Source organism: Otariodibacter sp. (assembly GCF_029256985.1).
Lineage (GTDB): Bacteria > Pseudomonadota > Gammaproteobacteria > Enterobacterales > Pasteurellaceae > Otariodibacter.
Window position 1 is genome coordinate 1 of the sequence record NZ_JARIDQ010000074.1, and the last position, 23,230, is coordinate 23,230.

21 protein-coding genes are annotated in these 23,230 nt (G+C 35.5%); 8 read left to right on the forward strand and 13 right to left on the reverse strand.

What is annotated here, in order from left to right; genetic code table 11:
* Window positions 1–241: 241 nt before the first annotated feature.
* The gene (locus tag Q1J40_RS07490; protein ID WP_301099486.1) at window positions 242–1,123 is read right to left on the reverse strand and encodes an N-acetylmannosamine kinase; all 882 of its coding nucleotides are present in this window, start codon (window positions 1,121–1,123) and stop codon (window positions 242–244) included.
* Window position 1,124: 1 nt separating this feature from the next.
* Complete coding sequence (locus Q1J40_RS07495; protein ID WP_301099487.1) at window positions 1,125–1,820, reverse strand: N-acetylmannosamine-6-phosphate 2-epimerase; 696 nt, start codon at window positions 1,818–1,820, stop codon at window positions 1,125–1,127.
* A 244-nt stretch (window positions 1,821–2,064) separates the two neighbouring features.
* On the opposite strand from Q1J40_RS07495, the gene Q1J40_RS07500 reads away from it, so the two are divergent.
* From Q1J40_RS07500 to Q1J40_RS07515, 4 genes are all read left to right on the forward strand, one after another.
* Window positions 2,065–3,333 carry a NupC/NupG family nucleoside CNT transporter gene (locus Q1J40_RS07500; protein WP_301099488.1) on the forward strand — a complete coding sequence of 423 codons (1,269 nt, stop codon included), beginning with the start codon at window positions 2,065–2,067 and terminating at the stop codon, window positions 3,331–3,333.
* Between the two features lie 92 nt (window positions 3,334–3,425).
* Complete coding sequence (gene deoC / locus Q1J40_RS07505; protein ID WP_301099489.1) at window positions 3,426–4,202, forward strand: deoxyribose-phosphate aldolase; 777 nt, start codon at window positions 3,426–3,428, stop codon at window positions 4,200–4,202.
* Between the two features lie 133 nt (window positions 4,203–4,335).
* Window positions 4,336–5,055 (forward strand): purine-nucleoside phosphorylase, encoded by a 720-nt coding sequence (gene deoD / locus Q1J40_RS07510; RefSeq protein ID WP_301099490.1) that lies wholly within the window; start codon window positions 4,336–4,338, stop codon window positions 5,053–5,055.
* Between the two features lie 367 nt (window positions 5,056–5,422).
* Window positions 5,423–6,460, forward strand: a complete 1,038-nt coding sequence (locus Q1J40_RS07515) for an Atu2307/SP_0267 family LLM class monooxygenase (protein ID WP_301099491.1) — start codon at window positions 5,423–5,425, stop codon at window positions 6,458–6,460.
* 75 nt (window positions 6,461–6,535) lie between these two features.
* On the opposite strand, the gene arcA is transcribed toward Q1J40_RS07515, so the two are convergent.
* The 3 genes from arcA to folB form a co-directional block, all read right to left on the reverse strand.
* A complete protein-coding gene (arcA, locus tag Q1J40_RS07520; protein WP_301099492.1) occupies window positions 6,536–7,258 on the reverse strand; it encodes a two-component system response regulator ArcA in 723 nt (240 codons plus the stop codon).
* A 138-nt stretch (window positions 7,259–7,396) separates the two neighbouring features.
* Window positions 7,397–8,299, reverse strand: coding sequence for a cytidine deaminase (gene cdd, locus Q1J40_RS07525; RefSeq protein WP_301099512.1), 903 nt, complete (start codon window positions 8,297–8,299; stop codon window positions 7,397–7,399).
* Window positions 8,300–8,304: 5 nt separating this feature from the next.
* Window positions 8,305–8,661 (reverse strand): dihydroneopterin aldolase, encoded by a 357-nt coding sequence (gene folB / locus Q1J40_RS07530; protein ID WP_301099493.1) that lies wholly within the window; start codon window positions 8,659–8,661, stop codon window positions 8,305–8,307.
* Between the two features lie 68 nt (window positions 8,662–8,729).
* Here folB and plsY point away from each other — a divergent pair, with 68 nt between their 5' ends.
* Window positions 8,730–9,335: a glycerol-3-phosphate 1-O-acyltransferase PlsY gene (gene plsY / locus Q1J40_RS07535; RefSeq protein ID WP_301099494.1), complete on the forward strand. Its 606-nt coding sequence runs from the start codon at window positions 8,730–8,732 to the stop codon at window positions 9,333–9,335.
* 6 nt (window positions 9,336–9,341) lie between these two features.
* Here the strand turns inward: plsY and trmL are convergent, their stop codons facing one another.
* Together trmL and rlmKL are read right to left on the reverse strand one after the other, a co-directional pair.
* Window positions 9,342–9,821 (reverse strand): tRNA (uridine(34)/cytosine(34)/5-carboxymethylaminomethyluridine(34)-2'-O)-methyltransferase TrmL, encoded by a 480-nt coding sequence (gene trmL, locus Q1J40_RS07540; RefSeq protein ID WP_301099495.1) that lies wholly within the window; start codon window positions 9,819–9,821, stop codon window positions 9,342–9,344.
* 58 nt (window positions 9,822–9,879) lie between these two features.
* The gene (gene rlmKL, locus Q1J40_RS07545; protein WP_301099496.1) at window positions 9,880–12,018 is read right to left on the reverse strand and encodes a bifunctional 23S rRNA (guanine(2069)-N(7))-methyltransferase RlmK/23S rRNA (guanine(2445)-N(2))-methyltransferase RlmL; all 2,139 of its coding nucleotides are present in this window, start codon (window positions 12,016–12,018) and stop codon (window positions 9,880–9,882) included.
* Between the two features lie 311 nt (window positions 12,019–12,329).
* Here rlmKL and Q1J40_RS07550 point away from each other — a divergent pair, with 311 nt between their 5' ends.
* Window positions 12,330–15,068, forward strand: a complete 2,739-nt coding sequence (locus tag Q1J40_RS07550; protein ID WP_301099497.1) for a TonB-dependent receptor plug domain-containing protein — start codon at window positions 12,330–12,332, stop codon at window positions 15,066–15,068.
* Window positions 15,069–15,144: 76 nt separating this feature from the next.
* On the opposite strand, the gene Q1J40_RS07555 is transcribed toward Q1J40_RS07550, so the two are convergent.
* The 6 genes from Q1J40_RS07555 to Q1J40_RS07580 form a co-directional block, all read right to left on the reverse strand.
* Window positions 15,145–16,068 carry an aldo/keto reductase gene (locus Q1J40_RS07555; protein ID WP_301099498.1) on the reverse strand — a complete coding sequence of 308 codons (924 nt, stop codon included), beginning with the start codon at window positions 16,066–16,068 and terminating at the stop codon, window positions 15,145–15,147.
* Between the two features lie 258 nt (window positions 16,069–16,326).
* Window positions 16,327–16,737: a ribonuclease E inhibitor RraB gene (rraB, locus tag Q1J40_RS07560; RefSeq protein WP_301099499.1), complete on the reverse strand. Its 411-nt coding sequence runs from the start codon at window positions 16,735–16,737 to the stop codon at window positions 16,327–16,329.
* Complete coding sequence (gene yihA / locus Q1J40_RS07565) at window positions 16,738–17,370, reverse strand: ribosome biogenesis GTP-binding protein YihA/YsxC (RefSeq protein WP_301099500.1); 633 nt, start codon at window positions 17,368–17,370, stop codon at window positions 16,738–16,740.
* Window positions 17,370–17,786 (reverse strand): DUF805 domain-containing protein, encoded by a 417-nt coding sequence (locus tag Q1J40_RS07570; RefSeq protein WP_301099501.1) that lies wholly within the window; start codon window positions 17,784–17,786, stop codon window positions 17,370–17,372. Before Q1J40_RS07570 ends, yihA begins: the two co-directional genes overlap by 1 nt.
* Window positions 17,786–20,395 (reverse strand): aminopeptidase N, encoded by a 2,610-nt coding sequence (gene pepN, locus Q1J40_RS07575; RefSeq protein WP_301099502.1) that lies wholly within the window; start codon window positions 20,393–20,395, stop codon window positions 17,786–17,788. The genes Q1J40_RS07570 and pepN overlap by 1 nt, the downstream gene beginning before the upstream one ends.
* A gap of 92 nt (window positions 20,396–20,487) precedes the next feature.
* The gene (locus tag Q1J40_RS07580) at window positions 20,488–21,171 is read right to left on the reverse strand and encodes a YggS family pyridoxal phosphate-dependent enzyme (protein ID WP_301099503.1); all 684 of its coding nucleotides are present in this window, start codon (window positions 21,169–21,171) and stop codon (window positions 20,488–20,490) included.
* Window positions 21,172–21,239: 68 nt separating this feature from the next.
* Here Q1J40_RS07580 and Q1J40_RS07585 point away from each other — a divergent pair, with 68 nt between their 5' ends.
* Both Q1J40_RS07585 and pepB read left to right on the forward strand, forming a co-directional pair.
* Complete coding sequence (locus Q1J40_RS07585; protein ID WP_301099504.1) at window positions 21,240–21,779, forward strand: KdsC family phosphatase; 540 nt, start codon at window positions 21,240–21,242, stop codon at window positions 21,777–21,779.
* A 129-nt stretch (window positions 21,780–21,908) separates the two neighbouring features.
* Window positions 21,909–23,192, forward strand: a complete 1,284-nt coding sequence (pepB, locus tag Q1J40_RS07590; RefSeq protein ID WP_301099513.1) for an aminopeptidase PepB — start codon at window positions 21,909–21,911, stop codon at window positions 23,190–23,192.
* Window positions 23,193–23,230 lie beyond the last annotated feature (38 nt).

Sequence of the window (23,230 nt, forward strand, 5' to 3'; positions counted from 1 at the left end):
TGAGTACAATGTAATATCTAGCCAAATCACAAGAGCTAATACTGAAATATTACAAAGTGATTTGTTAAAAGATTTAAGAGCAAGAGCTAAAATTGAGGCAAATGAAGATTTCATTAATCAACTTGAAGCACTAAACTAAAAAATTATACTGCAATAGTAATTCTTGTAAGATTACTATGAACATAAAAAGCAGATAAGGTCATACTTATCTGCTTTTTTATTTAAAAGTCTAAAATTATTATTAATATTGATTGTCAGCCCACCAAGCTGCACCAATCAATCCTGCATCCTGAGCATAATAAGCGGGTACAACTTCTGGTCGATAAATTTCAGGCATTGTAGAAAGAAAATATTCTACTCTCTCACGATATCCTTCAGCTAAACCAACACTACCACCGAGGGCAATACGTTGAATATCAAAGCCAATTTTTAAATTAGCAATTAGATTAGCAATAGCTTTTGCAGATTTATCAACTAATTCGACCGCTTGTTTATCGCCAGCTCTAAACCGATTAAAGACTTCTGGTGGATCACAAGGATCATCCCATTTTGCTGCATCTCTGGCTATAGCTCGTCCTGCAGCAACAGCTTCAACACAGCCTACCCGACCACAACCACAAAGCTCACCATTAGGATCAGCTAGACTATGTCCAATGTGTCCAGCAATACCATTTGTTCCAGTAAAAAGTTTACGGTTTAAGATAATACCGCCACCAACCCCTGTTGAAACAGTGATAAATGCAAAATTATCTATATCATCTTGACGTAAAAATTCAGCACAGCCTGCTGCTTGAGCATCATTAAGTAACGTAACGGGTTTGCCTGTATGTTTTACAATGCTTTTTTCTAGAGGAAAGAATGCTAAGTTTCCTAAGTTCTTAGGATTTAAGGCTGTTAAAATGCCATTTTGAATAATTCCTGTTGAAGCTACCGAAACACGATCAAACTGCCCTTTAAATTTGGTTAAAATTTCAATTAATGCTGAATCTAACGCATCAACACTTGGATTTTGAGGTGTATGAATTTGTACTCGTTGCTCAATTTTCGTTTCTTTTCCATTCAGAGTAACGAGAGCAGCTGCAATTTTTGTTCCACCCACATCAATAGCTAAACAAGCGGTCATTTTATGCTCCTGTTTTACGATTATTTATCGCAGAAACAAACCAACTCACAATATGCTCCAATCGAGTCAATGCAGAGCCAACTGTCACGGCATAAGCACCATTTTCGATAGCCATAGCAGCTAATTCCGGTGTGTTATAACGACCTTCTGCCATAACACGACAGCCATTTGCTACTAAATCTCTAACAAGTTGTACATCTGGTTCTTTAGGAATTTCTCCGCCTGTATAGCCAGACATGGTACTACCAATAAGATCTACACCTAATTTTTGACAATACATACCTTCATCAAAAGTAGAACAGTCTGCCATAGACATTGCTCCAAGTTCTTGTACACGTTTCGCACAAGCCTCAATTGTTGTCGGGCGAATGCGATCTGTTCCATCAAAGGCAATAATATCTGCACCAGCTTTATAAAGATCATCAATATCTTTTAAGAAAGGGGTAATACGGACAGGGCTATCATCTAAGTCACGCTTAACAATACCAATAATTGGTACACTAACAGCTTTACGAGCTGCTTTTAAATTTTCAATTCCTTCTATACGTAAGCCTGCCGCTCCTCCTACCACTGAAGCTGCAGCCATTGCAGCAACAATTTCAGGAGAATCCATAGGACCATCATCTACAGGTTGACAAGAAGCAATAAGTCCTTTTTCTAATTGAGATAAAATCTGTTCTTTAGTTAATCTTGACATAAAAACTCCATTATTTTTAATTTAAAAGAATATTAGCTCCAAGAATAATACAGCTATAATTTAGAAACAATATGTAGGAAAAAAAAGTAAGAGATAGATCAAATTTTTTAATCTTATTTTAAAGTAAATTTTAAAAACTAAGAGATCTCAATAAAAAAAATCGGTATAGTAGCGCAACTCTTTTCATTTAATTGTTTTTATTACTCAAATCAATTTATTTTTAACTTTTTAGAGGTATTTTCAAATGGATACACTGATTAGCCTTCTTGGCATTGTTGTCCTTCTTCTGATTGCATTTTTACTATCTAATAATAAAAAAGCGATAAGCTATAGGGCTGTTCTTGGTGCTTTAATCATTCAAGTTGGTATCGGAGCATTAATCCTTTATGTCCCTGCTGGACGTAATGGATTACTTGCAGCAGCTGAAGGTGTAAGTGCAATCTATGGATATAGTAACGATGGTCTTAATTTCTTATTTGGTGGCTTAGTCAGTGATAAGATGTTTGAAATCTTTGGTGGCGGTGGATTTGTTTTTGCTCTTCGAGTATTACCTCCAATCATCTTCTTCTCATCATTAATTTCGGTTCTTTATTACCTCGGCATCATGCAAATCATTATTAAATTGATTGGTGGTCTGTTACAAAAAGCATTAGGTACATCAAAAGCAGAATCAATGTCTGCAGCAGCAAATATTTTTGTAGGTCAAACAGAAGCTCCATTACTTGTAAAACCTTATATTAGAGCAATGACAAATTCTGAATTATTTGCCGTAATGTGTGGCGGTGTAGCATCAGTAGCGGGTGCAGTAATGATTGGTTATGCAAGTATGGGGGTACCATTAACTTACTTAATTGCGGCATCATTTATGGCGGCGCCAGGTGGTTTATTATTCGCAAAAATTCTTCATCCACAAACAGAACAATTTAAAGATGAGTTAGATGAATCTGATATTGAAGAAAAACCATCTAATGTTATTGAAGCAGCCGCAATCGGTGCATTCTCAGGCATGCACTTAGCGTTGAATGTTGGTGCAATGTTACTTGCATTTATTGCTCTAATCGCAATGTTAAATGGTATTATTGGTTGGGCTGGTGGATTAGCTGGTTTTGAAGACATAACATTGCAATCATTACTTGGCTATGTATTTCAACCTCTTGCTTGGATAATTGGTGTGCCATGGGGTCAAGAGTCCCAAATTGCAGGATCATTAATTGGTCAAAAACTTATTATTAATGAGTTTGTAGCTTATTCAGATTTTGCTAATTACTTAAATCCAGAAAGTGCTGTAACATTAAGTGATAAAACTGTTGCAATTATTACCTTTGCATTATGTGGTTTTGCAAACTTAAGTTCTGTCGCAATTTTAATTGGTGGATTAGGTGGAATGGCGCCAAATCGCCGTAGTGATGTTGCTCGTATGGGTTTAAAAGCGGTGGCTGCAGGCACATTATCAAATCTAATGAGTGCTGCAATAGCTGGATTATTTATCGGTATTGGTGGCGCTGTGTTATAATGTCAACCCTAGATTAAATCAAAACACCACAGGGAACTGTGGTGTTGTCATTTATAGAATAAGAAAACGATTGCGTAGGTTAGGAGAATAAGATGAACTTAAAAGAAATTGCTCAACAAGCTTTATCATTAATGGATCTTACCACCCTTAATGATAATGATACAGATGAAAAAGTAATCTCACTTTGTCAACAAGGTAAAACTAAGTTTGGTACGCCAGCAGCAGTTTGTGTATATCCACGTTTTGTGCCTGTGGCTCGAAAAGCATTAAAAACACAAGGTACTGGACAAGTTAAAATTGCAACTGTAACAAATTTCCCACATGGTAATGATGATATTGAAATTGCAGTAGCAGAAACCAAAGCTGCTGTTGCTTATGGAGCTGATGAAGTTGATGTGGTTTTCCCTTATCGAGCTTTAATTACTGGAAATGAAACAATTGGCTTTGAACTTGTTCAACAGTGTAAAGCTGTTTGTCAAACAAATAATGTCAAATTAAAAGTTATTATTGAATCTGGAGAATTAAAAACAGAAGCTCTGATTCGTAAAGCAAGTGAAATAGCGATCAAAGCAGGTGCTGATTTTATTAAGACTTCAACAGGTAAAGTCTCTGTTAATGCGACATTAGAGGCAGCCCGTATTATGCTTGAAACTATTCGTGATCTTAAAGTATCTGACCATGTTGGCTTTAAAGCTGCTGGTGGAGTAAGAACTACAGAAGAAGCTGAACAATATCTTTCACTTGCAAAAGAAATTCTTGGTAAGGATTGGGTTAATGCTAATCATTTCCGTTTTGGCGCATCCAGTTTACTTGGTAACTTATTGACAACCATTAACGGTCAGGAAGCAAAAGAAACAACTGGCTATTAATGTCAACAACAAAGAGTAAAGCGGTAGGATATCAACATTATTTTGTAAAACTTTACTCATTTTAAATTTCAGCTATTACCATCAATTACGACAATAACTGAATACTCTATTTTTAACTAACGAGGAAAATAACATGACTCCACATATTAACGCACCCGAAGGTGCTTTCGCTGATGTTGTATTAATGCCTGGTGATCCACTTAGAGCAAAATATATTGCAGAAACTTTCTTAGAAAATCCACAACAAGTTACCAATGTTCGTAATATGTTTGGTTATACTGGCACTTACAAAGGTCGTAAAATTTCAGTAATGGGACATGGAATGGGTATTCCATCTTGTTCAATTTATGCAAAAGAATTAATTACTGAATATGGTGTTAAAAAAATTATTCGTGTAGGTTCGTGTGGTGCAGTTCGTTCTGATGTAAAAGTTCGCGATGTAGTGATTGGCATGGGTGCTTGTACAGACTCTAAAGTAAACCGTATCCGTTTTAAAGATAATGACTTTGCTGCTATTGCTGATTTTGATATGACTCTTGCTGCAGTTCAAGCCGCAAAAGAAAAAGGTGTAAATGTACGTGTAGGTAATTTGTATTCTGCTGACTTATTCTATACACCAGATGTAGAAATGTTTGATGTGATGGAAAAATACGGTATTTTAGGCGTTGAAATGGAAGCTGCAGGAATCTATGGTGTAGCTTTAGAGTTCGGTGCAAAAGCATTAACAATTTGTACTGTATCAGACCATATCCGTACTCATGAGCAAACTACTGCAGAAGAACGTCAATTAACCTTTAATGACATGATTGAAATTGCGTTAGAATCTGTTTTAATCGGCGATAAAGCTGAATAAAATTGTAAAAAATCGTTCGAATCTAACCACTACAAAGCATTAATTCGAGCGATTTTATATTTATGCCATAATACAAATTTAAGCAATTCTATAACCTTATTATTTTAATTGGCAAAATTCTCTCCCCTTTAATTCTATTGTTAACTTATTAATAATATTTACATATCAATTTTATAGATTCACAGTTTTATATAAATTTGCTAAGTTATTAATTTTTAAATATAAAAGTTCTCTACTACTATTATTTTTCTACAAAACGTTCTTAGTAGAGAAATAGTAAATATTTATGAACTTTTGCCTTGTTTATTGTTCAGTAATAAATATAACCATTGTACTATCTACATTAAAATTTTAGGAAGGTAACAAAATGATAGAATTAGGTATAGATATGTTTGGGGACTTACAAATAGACCCTAAAACAGGGAAAGCAAAATCACCTGCTAAAAGAATGCAAGAAATGGTGGAAGAAGTTAAATTGATGGATGAGGTTGGATTAGATTTCTTTGCTGTTGGCGAACATCATAGAGAAGAGTATGCAGTATCTTCACCAGAAATCTTTTTAGCTGCTGTAGCATCCGTAACAAAAAATATAAAATTGAGTAGTGCTGTTTCTGTAATCAGTTCTGCAGACCCTGTAAAATTGTACAAAGATTTTGCCATGGTTGATTTATTGTCTAATGGACGTACTGAAATAATGGCAGGTAGAGGCTCGTTTATTGAATCATTTCCAGTATTTGGCTATCCTTTGGAGAATTATGAGGTTCTTTTTGAAGAAAAGTTAAACCTTTTGGTTGAATTAAATAAAAAAGAAACAATTTCTTGGAAAGGAAAATTCAGAGCATCATTAGATAATCAGTCAATTTATCCTCAACCTAAAAATGGTAATATACCAATATGGGTAGCTGTAGGTGGTACACCAGAATCTGTGATTAGAGCAGCTAAATTAGGTTTACCTGTCATGTTTGCAATTATTGGAGGTACCATAGACAGATTTAAACCATTGTTTGAATATTATAAACAAGCATGGGTAGAAGCTGGTAATGATATAAAAGATTATCAAGTTGGAGTCCATATGCACTCATTATTTGGCGAAGATGATCAAGCAATAGCTGATTCATATTTTCCACTATATGCAGGACAAATGGATAGAATTGGAGCAAGTAGAAACTGGCCACCATACCAAAGAATCCAGTATGATTATGGTCGTAAAAAATTAGGACATTTAATTGTAGGTGATGCTAACCACGCAGCTGAAAAAATAATTGAAGCTATTGAAACTCTAGGACTTACTCGTTTTTCTGCTCACATGGACGTAGGCGCACCAGATCACGTAACTATGATGAAATCAATTGAAATATATGGAGATAAAATTGCTCCACAAGTAAGAAAAACTTTAAAAAAGTAATTTGAAATACAATTTTATGTTTTAAAATCCCTATATTTAATACATAGGGATTTTTATATTTTATATCAAGGATAATTATTCATGCTCTAGCTCACCGCAAAAACGATAACCTTCCCCATGAATCGTAACAATTATTTCTGGTGTATCCGCATGATCCTCAAAATGTTTACGAATACGTCGAATAGTTACATCAACAGTACGGTCATGTGGTTTTAATTCTCGACCAGTCATGCGTTTTAGCAAATCATCACGAGTTTGAATCTTACCGGGATTTTCACAAAACTGTAACAATGCTCTAAATTCACTACGTGGTAATTTAATCACCTCACCTTCTGGATTAATCAAACTACGACTATTAATATCTAACATCCAACCATTAAAGCGATAATGATCAATTGGCTTACTTTCCTTATCTGTTTTATCTTTTTCAAACATTGTACGTTGTAACAAATTTCTAGCTCTAATTGTTAGCTCTCGAGGATTAAATGGTTTTGTAATATAGTCATCAGCACCAATCTCTAATCCTAATATTTTATCTACTTCATTATCTCTTCCTGTTAAAAACATTAATGCAATATCCATATTCTCACGTAACTCTCGGGCTAACATTAAACCATTTTTTCCAGGTAAATTAATATCCATAATCACTAAATGTATTTCTCGACTACTCAAGACAGCATGCATTTCAATACCATCATTTGCCTCAAATACATCGTATCCTTCTGCTTCAAAGATACTTTTTAATGTATTACGTGTCACTACTTCATCTTCAACAATTAAAATTTGTGGATTTTCCATTTTTTACCCTTATAAAGATTTATAGTTAATAATGTATTACTATTCTGTGGTTCAATTATAGCATTTTATTGACAATTCATGTTTTTATATGCAACTTATTTTACAGTTCCTTAGCTTTAATCAAATTTTATAAGCTAATCAAAAAGTTCTATTTAACTCAATATACTCTATTTCTAGATCAAATAAACTTTTCGCTAAAGAGGATGTAATATGCTTATGACTCACTACAGCTTCTTTTTCAGCTAATACAATACGTATGACTTGATCATTATTAAAACCTTGTAACCGCAAATAGTTTAAAGCACATTGTAATGGTAAAAAACTTGGGTTAAATGCTGCATTCTCAATATAACGACCAGTAATAATTTGATCATCTACTTGCAAAGCAATACCACTAAAAGCATCACTATAAGGTGCATAAGATAAACTTGCTGCCTTAATTGCTGCTTGAACTAATTCATCACCTTGTAATTTGAAATCTTGTTTCTGCGGATCAAACATCAATAAATCAACATCTAAATTCTTAGGGCCAAATGCATCAGGTAAATAACTATGCAATAAATTATTTTGACTGTGGGGCAAATGAATTTTTAGATCTGCTGATGTATTCAATTCATTCATAAATTGGCGACAATGTCCACAAGGTGTGTAGTTAACAACAATATCAGTCACTGATTTTTCGTTCGCTAACCATGCATGAGAAATTGCGCTTTGCTCCGCATGTACGGACTGTTGAATGGCATCTTTAGCAAATTCCTGATTTGCACCAAAATAAAAATTACCCGATTCTCCAATTGCCACTGCTCCTACATAGAAATGAGAAACAGGAACAGTGGCATAACATGCAGCGATAGGTAAACATTCTAAGGCAAGTTCAACAATTGAAAGCTTAAACTTATTACGTAAACTTTCAACATCAGTTTTATTAAGCTGTCCCACAAAATGCTGCGATCTAAGAAGTTCAATGACGTAAACAGCAACTTCGTTATTGTTATCAGCTAATAATTGTTCTAATCGTACTACAACATCATTTTTTCCCATATTCATTATTTGTTTCCTCTTTCAACAATAACGCCTACACTAGATGCCTGAGCGACAGCTTTTGGTTTATGCAACTCAACCCTAATCCATTGTATTTTATATTTTTTTTGCAATAGGTCAGCAACCTTATACGCAACTGTTTCCACCAGTTTAAATGGCGTATTTTCAACAAAATCTAAAATTTTTTGTGAAACTTCAGCATAATTTAAACAGAAATTTACATCATCCGATTCTACCGCTTGAGTAAAATCCCATTCCATTTCAATATTGAATACTAATTTCTGTTTAATCGTATGCTCCCAGTCATAAGCTCCGATTGTTGCAAATGCGATTAACTCGTGAATAAAAACTTTGTCACTCATTTTTATTTCCTTATTTTTAGAAAGTTCAGGTAGAATATAGCACAATCATTTCATCAATAAGGAAAAATATGAGCATTACTGCCTATTCTCTCATCGCAGGATCCTACCTTTTAGGTTCGATCTCTAGTGCTATTATTTTTTGCCGCCTAGCAGGCTTACCCGATCCTAGAACGGAAGGCTCTCATAATCCAGGAGCAACAAATGTGCTACGAATCGGAGGAAAACTATCAGCTTTAGGTGTCTTACTTTTTGATATTTTAAAAGGGTTCTTACCCGTTTCAATTGCAATTTATTTAGCATTACGACCAACTGAGATTGGTTTTATTGCACTTGCTACTTGCCTTGGGCATATTTTCCCAATCTTTTTTCAATTCAGAGGAGGAAAAGGAGTCGCAACAGCCTTCGGCGCAATTTTCCCTATAGGCTATGCTATTGTCGCTTTAGCCTTAGGTAGCTGGGTCATTATCTTTTTACTCTTCGGCTACTCTTCATTAAGTGCAGTTGTTACGGCAATTATGGTGCCATTCTATGTTTGGTGGTTCGCACCAGAATTTACCTTCCCTGTGGCATTAGTTTGCTGTCTATTGGTTTACCGCCATCACGACAATATTCAGCGTTTATGGCGTGGTCAGGAAGATAAATTATGGAAAAAGTCATTAATACGTAATAATTAAGCTGTACTAAATATTTTGGCGAGGCACTGAATTTTGGTAACCAAATTGTCGCCAAGCCTCATATACAACAACCGCCACAGAATTAGATAAATTCATACTGCGACTATCCTTACACATTGGAATACGAATTTTTTGTGACATTGGCAAAGTATCTAAAATAGCTTTTGGAATACCTCGACTCTCAGGCCCAAACATCAGAAAATCCCCTAACTCATATTGTACTTCACTATGGTTAGGCTCGCCTTTTGTAGTTAATGCAAACAATCGCTTAGGTTGTGCTTTTGCGAGAAAATCTTCAAAACTATGATATTTCTGAATATCAACAAACTCGTGATAATCAAGACCTGAACGACGTAATTTCTTATCATCCCAAGTGAAACCAAAAGGCTCAATCATATGTAAACGAAAACCACAGTTTGCACATAAGCGAATAATATTTCCGCTATTTTGCGGAATTTCAGGTTCAAATAATACAATATCTAACATCTTTTACTTCTTCTATATTTTCTATTTTTGCAAAATATTGGATCAATCTAACCGCTTGTTAAGCTACATTTTTGATAATCCAACAATTATGAATATGCGGATTGCGTTCAAAATCAAGAGGTAATGTTTTCTTGGTAATGTTCTCAGCACTCAAGCCAAGCTCTGCTAACCGCTCTAAATCCATTTTAAAACCACGTTTATTATTAGAAAAAACGATAGTTCCATCTTGAGTTAAAATGCGTTTCAACTTTCTCATTAGTTCAATATGATCGCGTTGCACATCCCAACTATTTTCCATTCGTTTTGAATTAGAAAATGTAGGAGGATCAACGAAAATCACTTCAAAACGTTCTCGGCATTCTGTTAACCATTGTAAGCAATCGGATTGGATCAAGCGGTTAGTTCTTAAAGATAAATCGTTCAACTCTAAATTCTGTTCAGCCCAATTCAAATAAGTATTAGACATATCAACGGTCGTGGTTGATTTAGCTCCATTGAGTGCGGCATGAATCGTTGCAGATCCTGTATAAGCAAATAGGTTTAAGAAGGTTTTCCCTTTTGCCATTTCGCCCACCATTTTTCGTGTTAAACGATGATCTAGGAATAAGCCCGTATCGAGATAATCCGTTAAATTAACCCACAACTTCGCTCCATACTCCTCAACATAAAAATACTCACCTTTATTGGCTAATTTCTCATATTGATTTGTACCTTTTTGTTTTTGGCGAACTTTTAAGACTAATTTATTTGTTTCGACACCAGTCACATACAATGTTGCAGATACCGCATCTAATAAACGCTGACGGGCTTTATTTTCATCAATATTTTTAGGAGCTGCATATTCTTGCACAACAATGTGATCACCATAACGATCGACTGCTAAATTATATTCAGGTAGATCAGCATCATAGAGTCGATAAGCCTCTAGCCCTTGTTGTTTCGCCCATTTTTCAATTTTTTTGATATTTTTCGTTAAGCGATTTGCAAAATCTTGTGCAACTTGTCCATTCTGCTCAAATTTAAGTTCTTCTTGTTCAGAAACTTTTCTTTCACTGATAGAATAATTTTTTTGGACACAATCTAAAGGCCCATTTTTTGCTTTAAATTGGCGAGAAGAACGTAAACGTAAACAATTTAATAAATCTGGTTCGCCACTAAAAATTGAGGCATTCCACCCTGCAAATTGTTGTTTTAAACGTTGCCCCAAAACAGAATAGAGTGCGATAAGTGCTGGAGTCGTTCCTAAACGTTCCCCATAAGGAGGATTACACACAACTGTACCGACCTGATCAGGAATAGGATTTTTTAATGCTGACACATCCCCTTGTTGCCATTGAATCAAATCGGCAACTCCCGCATTCTCAGCATTTTGTTTTGCTTTAGCTAAGACTCGGTGATCTAAATCGAAACCAAAGAAGTTTGCAAGCGGTAACTTTTCCGTTGAATTTTGTAAATCTTTCGCCTCTTGCCAAACAGCTTGCCATACCGCTGGTTGATGGCCTTTCCAAAAATCAAAACCCCATTTTTGGCGGTTAATTTGTGCAGCAATATTTGCTTGCATTTGTGCTGCTTCGATCAATAGTGTTCCAGAACCACACATAGGATCAACAAGTGGAGAGCCTTTTTCCCAACCTGAACGTAAAATGATCGCTGCAGCCAAAGTTTCACGCAGTGGGGCTTTACCTGTATCTTCACGATAACCACGAAGGTGTAACGCATCACCACTTAAATCAAGAGAAACAATCACATTTTCACGATCTAAATAAACGTGGATGCGAATATCTGGAGAAATTTTATCAACCGTTGGGCGAGCAAAGCCTTTACGCTCAAAATAATCAACAATCCCATCTTTTACTCGCATTGCACCGAATTGAGTATGACGAATTTCTCTATTTGTCCCATTAAAATCGACAAAAAAAGTATCACGAGCATCAACTAACTTCACCCAATCATAACTAACAATAGATGCATAAAGATCATTATCACTAAAAATCTTAGTGGAAATTAGTGGTAATAGGATTCGAGAAGCTAAACGACTATGTAGCAATGCTTTATACATACCTGTTTGGTCAGTTGTAAAGTGAACACCACCTTGTGCGACCTTACATTGTCCTGAAGTGATTTGCTCTAATTCTGCTTTTAACATTTCTTCAAAGCCACGAGCAGTGGTTGCGAAATAAGTTGTTTCTGTTGTCATTATTTAATCTTTATGTAAAAACTGGTGGGAATTATAACGGAAGTCTTGTGAGAAAGGGGAATTTTATAAATGAATACCTTAAAAATAAACCGCTTACTTCACAAACTCCTCAAACTATACCCTTATAAATAAAATGAGAATCGTTATTGAAAACTTATAGAAACATGTCTAGAATTCGCATCTCAAAATAACAATAATTTTATTATGGTTATTTTAATGATAATGATAATGATAATCATTTATTTTTATATTCATCTAATATACAATCCACCCACTGATATTCTGAAAAGAAATGCGATAAAGGAGCTATTGTGAAGAAATTTGTCAAAACTGCCATTGCTACTGCTGTAATTAGCAATATATTATCAATTGCATATGCTGCCGATGAGATAGGTGGCAAAATGGTGCTTGACACCATCGAAGTTGTTACTCAAGGTTTTAAAGAACGAGAAGAAACCTACAAAAAAAGCGGTGCAGTTAGTATCCGAGATGAAATTAATAAATCTGATAAAAATTTAGATGAAATTATTCGCTCTGCTCCCGGAACATTTACACAAATGAATAAAGCAGCTGGTGCAGTTAGTGTAAATATTCGAGGCGCAACTGGATTTGGTCGTGTTAACACTATGGTAGATGGTGTTTCACAAACTTTTTACAGTAGCGGAGGCGACACTGGTGGTAAAGGAGGTGCAGGTTCTCAATTCGGTGCTGCCATCGATCCTGCATTTATTAAAAGTGTGGAAGTAAATAGAGGTTCATTTAGTGGTGCAGGTGGATCTAATACACTCATGGGTTCTTCCAACTTTAAGACAATTGGTGTTGATGATATTCTACGATTTGATAGAAATATTGGAGGGATGATCAAATCACAATTTGGTACAAATGATACCAAACCAGAATGGATGATGGCTGTGGCTGGCAAAAAAATCTTTGACTATGGTGGTTCACTTGGTGTGTTATATGGACAAAGTCGTAAAACTATCACGCAAAATTATAAAGTGGGTGGAGGGCAAACCCATAGAGAAATATCTAAAACAGCGACTGAAGAAATTAGAAAAGATTATATAAATAGCTATGGTATAGATTCAGATAAACTTTACGATATTACACCTTATGATCCTGAAAAAGTAAAACAAAAACCCATTAGCCATATTTTTAAAGTTGAATATGCTGATGCCTATAACTTACTTGAGTTACAATATAGAAAAACAAATAATCACTTAGCTGGACGTACGATTAAAAGTGATACAAAACAAGTTAAATATAATTTAACCCTACCTGATAATAATTTTATTGATTTTAACATCCTGTATGCAAAAAATAAAAATACGCAAAATTATGATATTGGAAGCACAATCATTAACAGAAAGATTGTAGCACCTTTAATCGGGAAAAATGAATCCGCAACCTTAGATATCAATAATACATTTAGATTTGATTTACCTTTTGAGGCAAATCTAACTATTACACCTGGTATAAATTTGCTCAAAAACAAATACTCTAAAAATCGTTATCCTAATGAACTAAGAATTTTTAAACCTTGTGAATATGATGGTGATGAACAATGTTTTAGTACTTCTGGAGGCTATGATCCTACTCGTACAGATCTTAATCTCTACGAAACAGTAAACGCATCTTTACCAACGAACTCATTCTTTCCTAAAGGGAATCAAAGATTAAATACAATTTACTGGGATAACCAATTGGATTGGAATATATTCACACTAAATTACAATGTAAACATAGTAAAATACAAGAATAAAGGCGAAAGTCTCAATTCTGTTGATCAAGAATATTATAAGATCCAAGGTAAAATTGATGAGCTAGATAAAGTTTTAAAAGAAATTCCTGAAAACTCAGAAGGTGCGAAAGAACAACATAAAAAAATTCTTGCTCAGATCCATGAGTTAGAAGAAGCACAAGAAAGATTTGATAAAACATACGAATATGACCGTGAAGAAGGTTACAAGAAAAGACCAGTTTTTAAACATGACCATACTGTAAAAAATCATTTTGTGAATTATTCTACGATGCTAACAGCGAATGTGAGTAACTACTTCACTCCATTTATTGGATATTCCAAAACACATAGAGCGCCAACAATTCAAGAAATGTTCTTTTCCAGTTTAACTGATGCGGGAATGAATTTAGAACTTAAACCCGAAACAGCAAAAACTAAACAACTTGGTTTTAATGGTTTTATTGATGGTGCAATAACAGATAATGATAAACTTGGTTATAAGCTTACAGGGTACGAAACACGAATTGATAATTTCATTCATAACGTAAACCGCGCGGTGCAAGTGAGAGGAATTAACCCTATATTCGGTTATCAAACTCTTATGACAATTTACCATAGAAACTATGATGTTCCAGTAAAAATTAAAGGCTTTGAAGCGGAATTAAGCTATGACATGGGAAAATTCTTCGCAAATTTAGCTTATTCAAGACAAATAACTAACCAGCCAGCTTCGTATAGTGACTTAGCAAGAACTGGTAGTAATATCAATACAGATCAAGCGGAACTACAAAGCTTTGGGCTAACCAAAGTAACAATCTTACCAAATAGCTATGGTTCTCTTGAACTGGGTACAAGATTCTTTGATAACAAGCTAACTTTAGGAGTGATAGCTAAATATTACGGTAAAAGTAAGAGAAGTAAATATGAGCCTGTCGGTATTTGTGAAGGTGGTGGTAGAATCTATTTTGATAAACAAAGAAATAGACCTGTATGCCCAGGCTATTTGGACACTACCCATAAAGCAGGTTCGATTGCAGAGTATGAAGAAATCAATCATCAACCAATGGTCTATGATATTTATGCGATTTATGAACCTACTGAAAATCTTATGATCAAATTAGCTGTTGATAACTTAACTGATAGAAGATACGTAAATCCACTTGATGCAAATAACGACTCAGCATCTCAATATTCAGATGCTATTCACCCGATTCCAAATAGTGCAGGTGATTATAACTATGTAAAAGAGTATCAAAATAACTTTGCACGTGGTAGAACATATAAATTAAACTTTTCTTATAAGTTTTAATTTATTCTGTCTAAAATACTACTTCTCTAGCAAGGCTAAATTTGGTCTTGCTATTTTTTTAATACATATTTAGAAACTAATGACTTATCACAAGACCATTTTTAATTATAATCTTAGACATATATGAACCAACAATCTTACTATTATCAATCGCTTCGTTAATTCTTGAAATATCGCTGGCAGTAAATTGTATAGCAAGACTTTCGATGGATTCTTCTAATTGAGAGCGCTTTCTTGCTCCCGTAAGTGGAATAATATCGTTCCCTTGATTAAATATCCAAGCATGGGATAATTGCGCTATAGATACATTTTTTTCATTGGCGATGGCTTTAACCACGTCAATTAGCGGATCATTTCGAACACCTAATAATCTATTTAATCTCATCAATCCAAAAGCCACAACCCCTGTTCCAAATTCTCGAGCAACAGGTAGTATTTCCTTTTCAATTCTATTATTGGCAATCGAATACTCTAATTCAACCAAACTAATTGGGTGTACTTCATTAGCTTTTCTAAGTACATTAGCATCAACTTCCGACAAACCAATATGTTTTACATAGCCTTCCTTTACCAAATCAGCAATGGCTCCAATAGTTTCTTCAATAGGAATACCAATATCGACCCTAGCAGGTTGGTATAAATCAATATAATCAAGATTAAGATTTTTGAGAGAGGAAGTAATGTATTTTTTTACATTTTTAGGCCCAACATCAACGGCATTTCCACCCGCAAAAAGATTACCAAAGGTGCCATATTTTACTGAAACAAAGGCTTTATCCCTATCTTGATTTTTCAGCGCTTCACCAAGTAATTTTTCGTTGTGTCCATCCACCCCATAAAAATCTCCCGTATTTAAAAGGTTAATCCCTAAATCTAAAGCTTTATGAATAGTTGCAATGCTCTCTTTTCTATCTGAATTAGGATTGACCGACATGCGCATACAACCTAAACCTAATCTTGAAATGCTAAAATCTTTATTTTGATATTGTTTGATATTCATTCTGATAAACTCCTATGTAGCTACCCTCTATGTTACTTCGTAATAATTATTTCAAAGGTTTTAAATCGAAAAAGGTAATGGTAATGTGAAGTTTCTGAAAACCTTTGAATAAATAATTCATAAGGGAAATAATTAGTGACTTGGAAATTTAAAATAACCTATATTATTTTCTCTAGCAGAGAATATATAAAAGGCTTCTGTTTATCACAAAAGCCTTTTTAGTTTATTTACAGAGTGAATATATAACAAAAAGTTCGGTTATTTTTCGTCAAAATCTTCATCATCAAAAAACTCGCCGTCTTCGCCATATTCGTCTTCATCATTATTTGGATCTTCAAAATAGGTTCCCCAGCCTTCGTATTCTGCACCTGATTTTTCAATGAGAGGAAGTAGCTCTTTTTGTTGAGCGGTAATTAACTCTGCATCTAATTTAATTTCTGACACGATGTCGCACACAAAAAAGATTTTGTCTTCCTCTTCGATTTCTTCTGCCTCTGAAATTTCATAGCCGAGTTTATAAGCATCAACGACTAATTTTTCTAATTTATCAAAATTGTGATGAGCAATGTGATGCTCAACGATATACAACGCATCAGGATCTGAGCCATCTTGTAATAAATTTGCGATAATTTCGTCAGTTTCTTGTCTTAATTGATTCATATCGTACATTTAATTTTCCTCACTTTCTGGCTCAAATGCTTCTGCAAACCAGCTATCTAATTTTGTTGCTAATTTTTCAATACCAATTTTATTCAATGCAGAATAGGCTTCTACTTGAATATCACCTTGGAATGGCAAAATGGCTTCTCTTACCATTCTCACTTGTTTACTACGTCCACTTTGGCTTAATTTATCTGCCTTAGTTAAGAGTAATAACACGGGTAGATCCGATGAAACCGCCCATTCAATCATTTGCTGATCGAGATCTTTTAATGGATGACGAATATCCATCAAAATAACCACACCTCGTAAACATTCTCTTTTTTGCAAATATTCACCTAAGGCACGTTGCCATTGGATTTTCATTTGTTCTGGTACAGCTGCATAACCATAGCCGGGTAAATCGACTAATTTACAGTTTGGCTCAACTTCAAACAAATTGATAAGCTGAGTTCGCCCTGGTGTTTTAGAAGTACGAGCAAGGCTTTTTTGGTTGGTTAAAGCATTTAATGCGGTGGATTTTCCTGCATTAGAACGCCCAGCAAAAGCGATTTCAACACCTTCATCTTCGGGTAAATGGCGAATATCGGGTGCTGAAGTTAAAAAATGGGTCTTTTGGTAATTTAATTTTATGGTTGTCATTATTTTAGTCTTATTGATAAACCTTGTTTGCCATAGGCATTAGGTTCGGGATTTCCTGCAAATACACCCCATTCGAGTAGTAATATCATACCGATAAATAATGGCATTAATATACCAAGAATCCACGCCATTGTACCTTGTGTACCTTGTGAGGCGAAATGACAGATAATTGGAACTAATACCATTGCTAACGCTTTGCCCGAACGATTACGATCATGCAAACGTTTTATGATAATGGCAGATAAGCTATAAACCGACAGCAACAGGGGCAATACACTTACCCATGTGAAAGCGGTCGGATTAAGGATGAAATTTGCAAAAATAAAAAGGAATATAAAATTCACTCCAAAGCCAATCCAAAAACCTTTTCGGTTCAATCGACCTTGGAATGAAAAAAGTAGGTTATACCAAGGCATTATTGTAATGCCTTTTCAATTTTTTCGAATAAATCACGTGCTAAATTATCTAACCCTTTCAAACGTTCTAAACCACGACGCATAAGTGTTTGACGTTGTGCATCATAACGAGAAAGTTTGATTAACGGCTCAATTAAACGAGCTGCAACTTGTGGATTCGTTTCATTTAACTTAATCAACATATCCACTAAGAAACGATAACCCGAACCATCGATTGCGTGGAATGCACGAGGATTTTGAGCCGCAAAGCTACCCACTAGTGAACGCACACGGTTTGGATTTTTAAAGTTAAAGCTACGATGTGTTAATAACTCTTGCACAATTTCCAACACGTTAGTATCTGGACGAGTAGCTTGTAATGCAAACCATTTATCCATTACTAAACCATCAGTGTGCCATTTTTCTTCAAAATCAGCTAACAGATTATCACGGCAAGCTAATTGGGCTTTAGTTGCTGCTGATAAGGCTGCTAAAGTATCTGTCATATTATCAGCTTGATGATAATGTTTATGCACTAACGTATTACCAACATCAGTGAAGGCTAGGTAAGATAAACACACATTACGTAATGCACGTTTTGCCATATCTTTTGCTTCCACTTGGTATTCACCCACTTTATTGTGGTTATAAGTCACAAGGAAACGGTCTTTTAATGCTTCAGCAATCGATATCTGCATAAAATCACGCACCGCAGCAATACCTGCTGGATCGATCACTTTAAATGATTCAGCAAATTCAGTTTCTTTTGGTAATGTTAATGTTAAAGCGGTGAGTTCTGGATCTTGATTTGCATTATCCAATAACAAGGTTAAAGCATCTAACAATGATTCAGAAAATTGCATTGGCTCATTTTGCTGGTGGCGATGCAAATTATTTTTTAACTCGTTAACAAAAAGTGTTTGCGCTGCATCCCAACGTACAAAATCATTTTCTGCATATTTGAGTAATACCGCTAATTGCTCTGGTGTATAATTGTAATCCACTCTGACTGGTGCAGAGAAATCACATAATAATGCAGGTACTGGACGTTGTGTGACATTGTGGAACTCAAATGTTTGATTGTCATGAATAACATCAAGTACATCACTTACGCTTAATAATTCGTGTTGTAACTTAATTTTTTGTCCATTTTCGCCATATAACGCAATTTTTAGTGGAATATGCAAATTGATTTTTTCCACTTGGTCGGCAGTTGGTGCGGTCATTTGAGCAACGTGTAAGCGATATAGATTATGTTTCTCATCATATTCATCTGCTATCGTTAATTCAGGTGTACCTGATTGACTATACCAACGACGGAATTGGGTTAAATCGATACCCGATGCACGTTCCATTGCTGACACAAAATCTTCACAAGTTGCCGCTTTTCCATCATTTTCTGCCACATACAATTTCATTCCTGCTTGGAATTTTTCTTCGCCCAATAAGGTATGGATCATACGGATAACTTCTGCCCCTTTTTCATAGACAGTTACCGTATAGAAGTTATTCATTTCAATCACTTTCTCTGGACGAATTGGGTGAGCCATTGGGCTTGCATCTTCTGCAAATTGGAAAGCACGTAAGAAACGTACATCTTCAATACGTTTTGCAGAACGTGACCATAAATCTGAGGTAAACTCTTGATCACGGAAAACAGTTAACCCTTCTTTTAAGCTTAATTGGAACCAGTCACGACAAGTAATACGGTTTCCTGTCCAGTTATGAAAATATTCGTGAGCAATAACAGATTCCACGCCCATATAATCTTCATCGGTTGCAGTTTGTGGGTTTGCTAAGACAAATTTTGAGTTGAAGATATTCAACCCTTTATTTTCCATTGCCCCCATATTGAAGAAATCAACAGCAACAATCATATAAATATCAAGATCATACTCAAGTCCAAAACGCTCTTCATCCCATTTCATTGCACGTTTCAAACTTGCCATTGCCCAAGTTGCACGCTCTAAATTGCCACGATCGACATAAATCTCTAAATCGACAGTACGTCCACTCATTGTGGTAAATTTATCTTGTAATAAATCAAAATTACCTGCAACCACTGCAAATAAATAACTTGGTTTAAAGAATGGATCTTCCCATTCAACCCAATGGCGGCCATCTTCTAAATCACCTTGAGCGATACGATTACCATTCGATAATAAGAATGGATATTTTTCTTTAGAAGCGGTGAGTTTAGTGCGGTATTTTGCAAGCACATCCGGTCTATCTAACATATAAGTAATTTGTCGAAAACCCTCTGCCTCACATTGAGTACATAAGCCATTACCTGATTGATATAACCCTTGTAGTGACGTATTTTTTGATGGGTTTAATAATGTTTTAATTTCTAACTCAAATTGATCTGCTTGGAAATCAGTTAAATCTAAGGTTAGCGATTCATTATCTTGTGTATAATTACTGAATACTTCGCCATTTAACTGAACCGAAAGAAATTCAAAACTATGCCCATCTAAGCGTAACTGTTTGGCTTCTGTATTTTGACGTTTTACCGTTAATTTTGAGGTTACTAAAGTTTCTTCTGGATCAAGTTGAAAATCCAAGTAAATATCAGTAATGGTAAAATCTGGTTGACGATAATCTTTTCTAAATTTTGCTTTAGGTTGCATAGCAGTTCCTTTAGGTAAAGTATTTTTTAATCTAAACGGGTGTAAGTATATGTAAGTATATTGTAGTTTGGGGATAAAGTCATTGTTACAAATTAATCTCTCGCACCAAAAATTGCAGTACCAATTCGTACCATTGTCGAACCACATTCAATCGCACTGACTAAATCGTCCGACATCCCCATTGAAAGAGTATCAATGGAAGGATATTTTGCCTTCAATTGTTCAAAAAGCGTTGCCATTTTAACTAACGCAATACGTTGGGCTTCTGGATCAAATTCAGGTTTTGGAATTGCCATTAAACCGCGCAATGTTAAGCGAGGTAAATCAGCAATTTGTTCTGCTAATGTAAACATCTCTTCCGGTGCAATACCCGATTTTGAATTCTCATCGCTGATATTAATTTGAATTAATACATTTAATGGCGCTAAATCATCAGGACGCTGTTCACTTAAACGTTGAGCTATTTTAAGGCGATCGACCGTTTGCACCCAATCAAAATAGGTTGCAACAGAACGTGTTTTATTGGATTGCAATGCCCCAATAAAATGCCATTCTAGCTGTTCATTACCCGCAAAATATTGAACCTTTTCAATGCCTTCTTGCACATAATTTTCGCCGAAACAACGTTGTCCCGCCTCAATCGCTTGCTCGATAGCGGTCACTGGTTTGGTTTTAGTCACCGCTAATAATTTTACCGAATTTTGTGGGCGATTTACTTGGCTTTCAACCTGTTCAATTTTTTGTTTAATCGTTGCTAGATTTTGTGCAATCGACATTAGTCTCTCCAAAAAGCTATAATGGCAGGCATGATAAAACTCCCCCATAGCAAAATCAAGGAAAGCCGATGAATAGATTAGCAAAAATTAAATTAGTCATTACCGATGTTGATGGTGTATTAACCGATGGTAGTTTCTACTACGATGAAAATGGCGAAGCACTCAAATATTTCAATGTAAAAGATGGGTTAGGGATTAAGATGTTACTCGCTTGTGGGATACAAGTTGCCGTATTATCAGGCGGAGATACACCTATTTTACGTCGTCGAATCAAAGATCTTGGCATCCCCTTTAGCCAATTAGGTAAAATGTCTAAACGCCAAGCCTGTTTTGATCTGATGCAACAAGCAGGGGTAACACCCGATGAAACAGCTTTTTTAGGGGATGATACCCTTGATTTACCTGCTTTTGAAGTTTGTGGGCTTTCTGTCGCAGTCGGCGATGCCTTTGATTATATTAAACAACAAGCAGACTTAGTATTGACAAGAAAAGGGGGACATTCTGCTTTTCGTGAATTATCCGATATGATCCTAAAAGCACAAGGTAAAGAAGAGGTCTACTCTACTGCTGATGGTTTTATGAAAGTCGTAGAAAAAATGGCACAATAACCATTTCTATTATTTATCATATTCTATGATTTATCCTACAAGCGGTAATTTCCTCATCCTATTTTGCAAAATTTTGCTAAAATCTTACCGCTTTCTATATTATTCAATTAAGGAAAAATTATGACAATGATGCAAATTACATTATCCCAACAACCTGCCAATGAGGTTTGGGGAAAAAACGCAATTCTTTCCGCCAATGATACTGGCATGACAATTCATCTACAGAAAGATCCTCTCATTACTATTCAACAAGCTGCACGAAAAATCAAAAATCAAGGCATTCTCAATGTAGCTTTAAAGGGTAATGAATGGACGCTTGAAGAATGTTGGGCATTTCAACAAGGCTTTACCAGTGTTAAAAATGCTGGCACAATACAATTCCCTGAATTAGGTACAGACCAAGCTGAATTCGATTCACGTATCGCTTGTTCTACTTTTGTAAAAGGCATTATTAACGAGCCTTCCGATACACTCACACCAGAAGTCCTTGCAGAAAAAGCGGCACAATTTATCACTCAGCAAGCTGAAAAACACCTTGGAACAGGCAAAGTTTCTTTTGAAATTGTTGCAAGAGAAGCTTTGCACGAACGTGGTTATAATGGTATTTGGGCAGTAGGAAAAGGTTCTGCTCATCTTCCTGCAATGTTACAACTTGATTTTAACCCAACTGGCAATCCAGATGCCCCTGTGCTTGCTTGTTTAGTCGGGAAAGGCATTACCTTTGATTCAGGTGGTTACAGCTTAAAACCAAGTGAAAGTATGTCCACTATGCGTACAGATATGGGCGGGGCGGCTTTAGTTACTGGTGCATTAGGCTTAGCAATTGCTCGTGGGTTGAATCAGCGTGTGAAATTATATCTCTGTTGTGCAGAAAATATGGTAAGTAGCCGTGCATTTAAACTAGGCGATATTATTACCTACCGCAATGGAGTAAAAGTTGAAGTATTAAATACTGATGCAGAAGGTCGCCTTGTGCTTGCTGATGGTTTGATTGAAGCAGATAAACAACAAGCTCAATTTATCGTCGATTGTGCAACCTTAACGGGTGCGGCTAAAGTCGCAGTGGGCAACGATTACCACTCTGTACTCTCCATGGACGATAATTTAGTGGCTGATTTACTCCAATCTGCAAAAGCCGAAAAAGAAGCATTTTGGCGACTTCCATTTGAGTCTTTCCACCGCTCACAAATTTCTTCATCATTTGCAGATATTGCCAATACAGGTTCTGTACCAGTGGGTGCAGGCGCAAGTACTGCAACTGCATTTTTATCTTATTTCCTAGAAAAACCAGAACAAAATTGGCTACATATTGACTGCTCTGCAACTTATCGCAAAGCACCAAGTGATCTATGGAGTGCTGGTGCAACAGGTATTGGAATCAAAACATTAGCTAATTTATTATTAGCTAAATAGAACAAATTATTTACTCGTTCTATATTAAGAGCATTGAA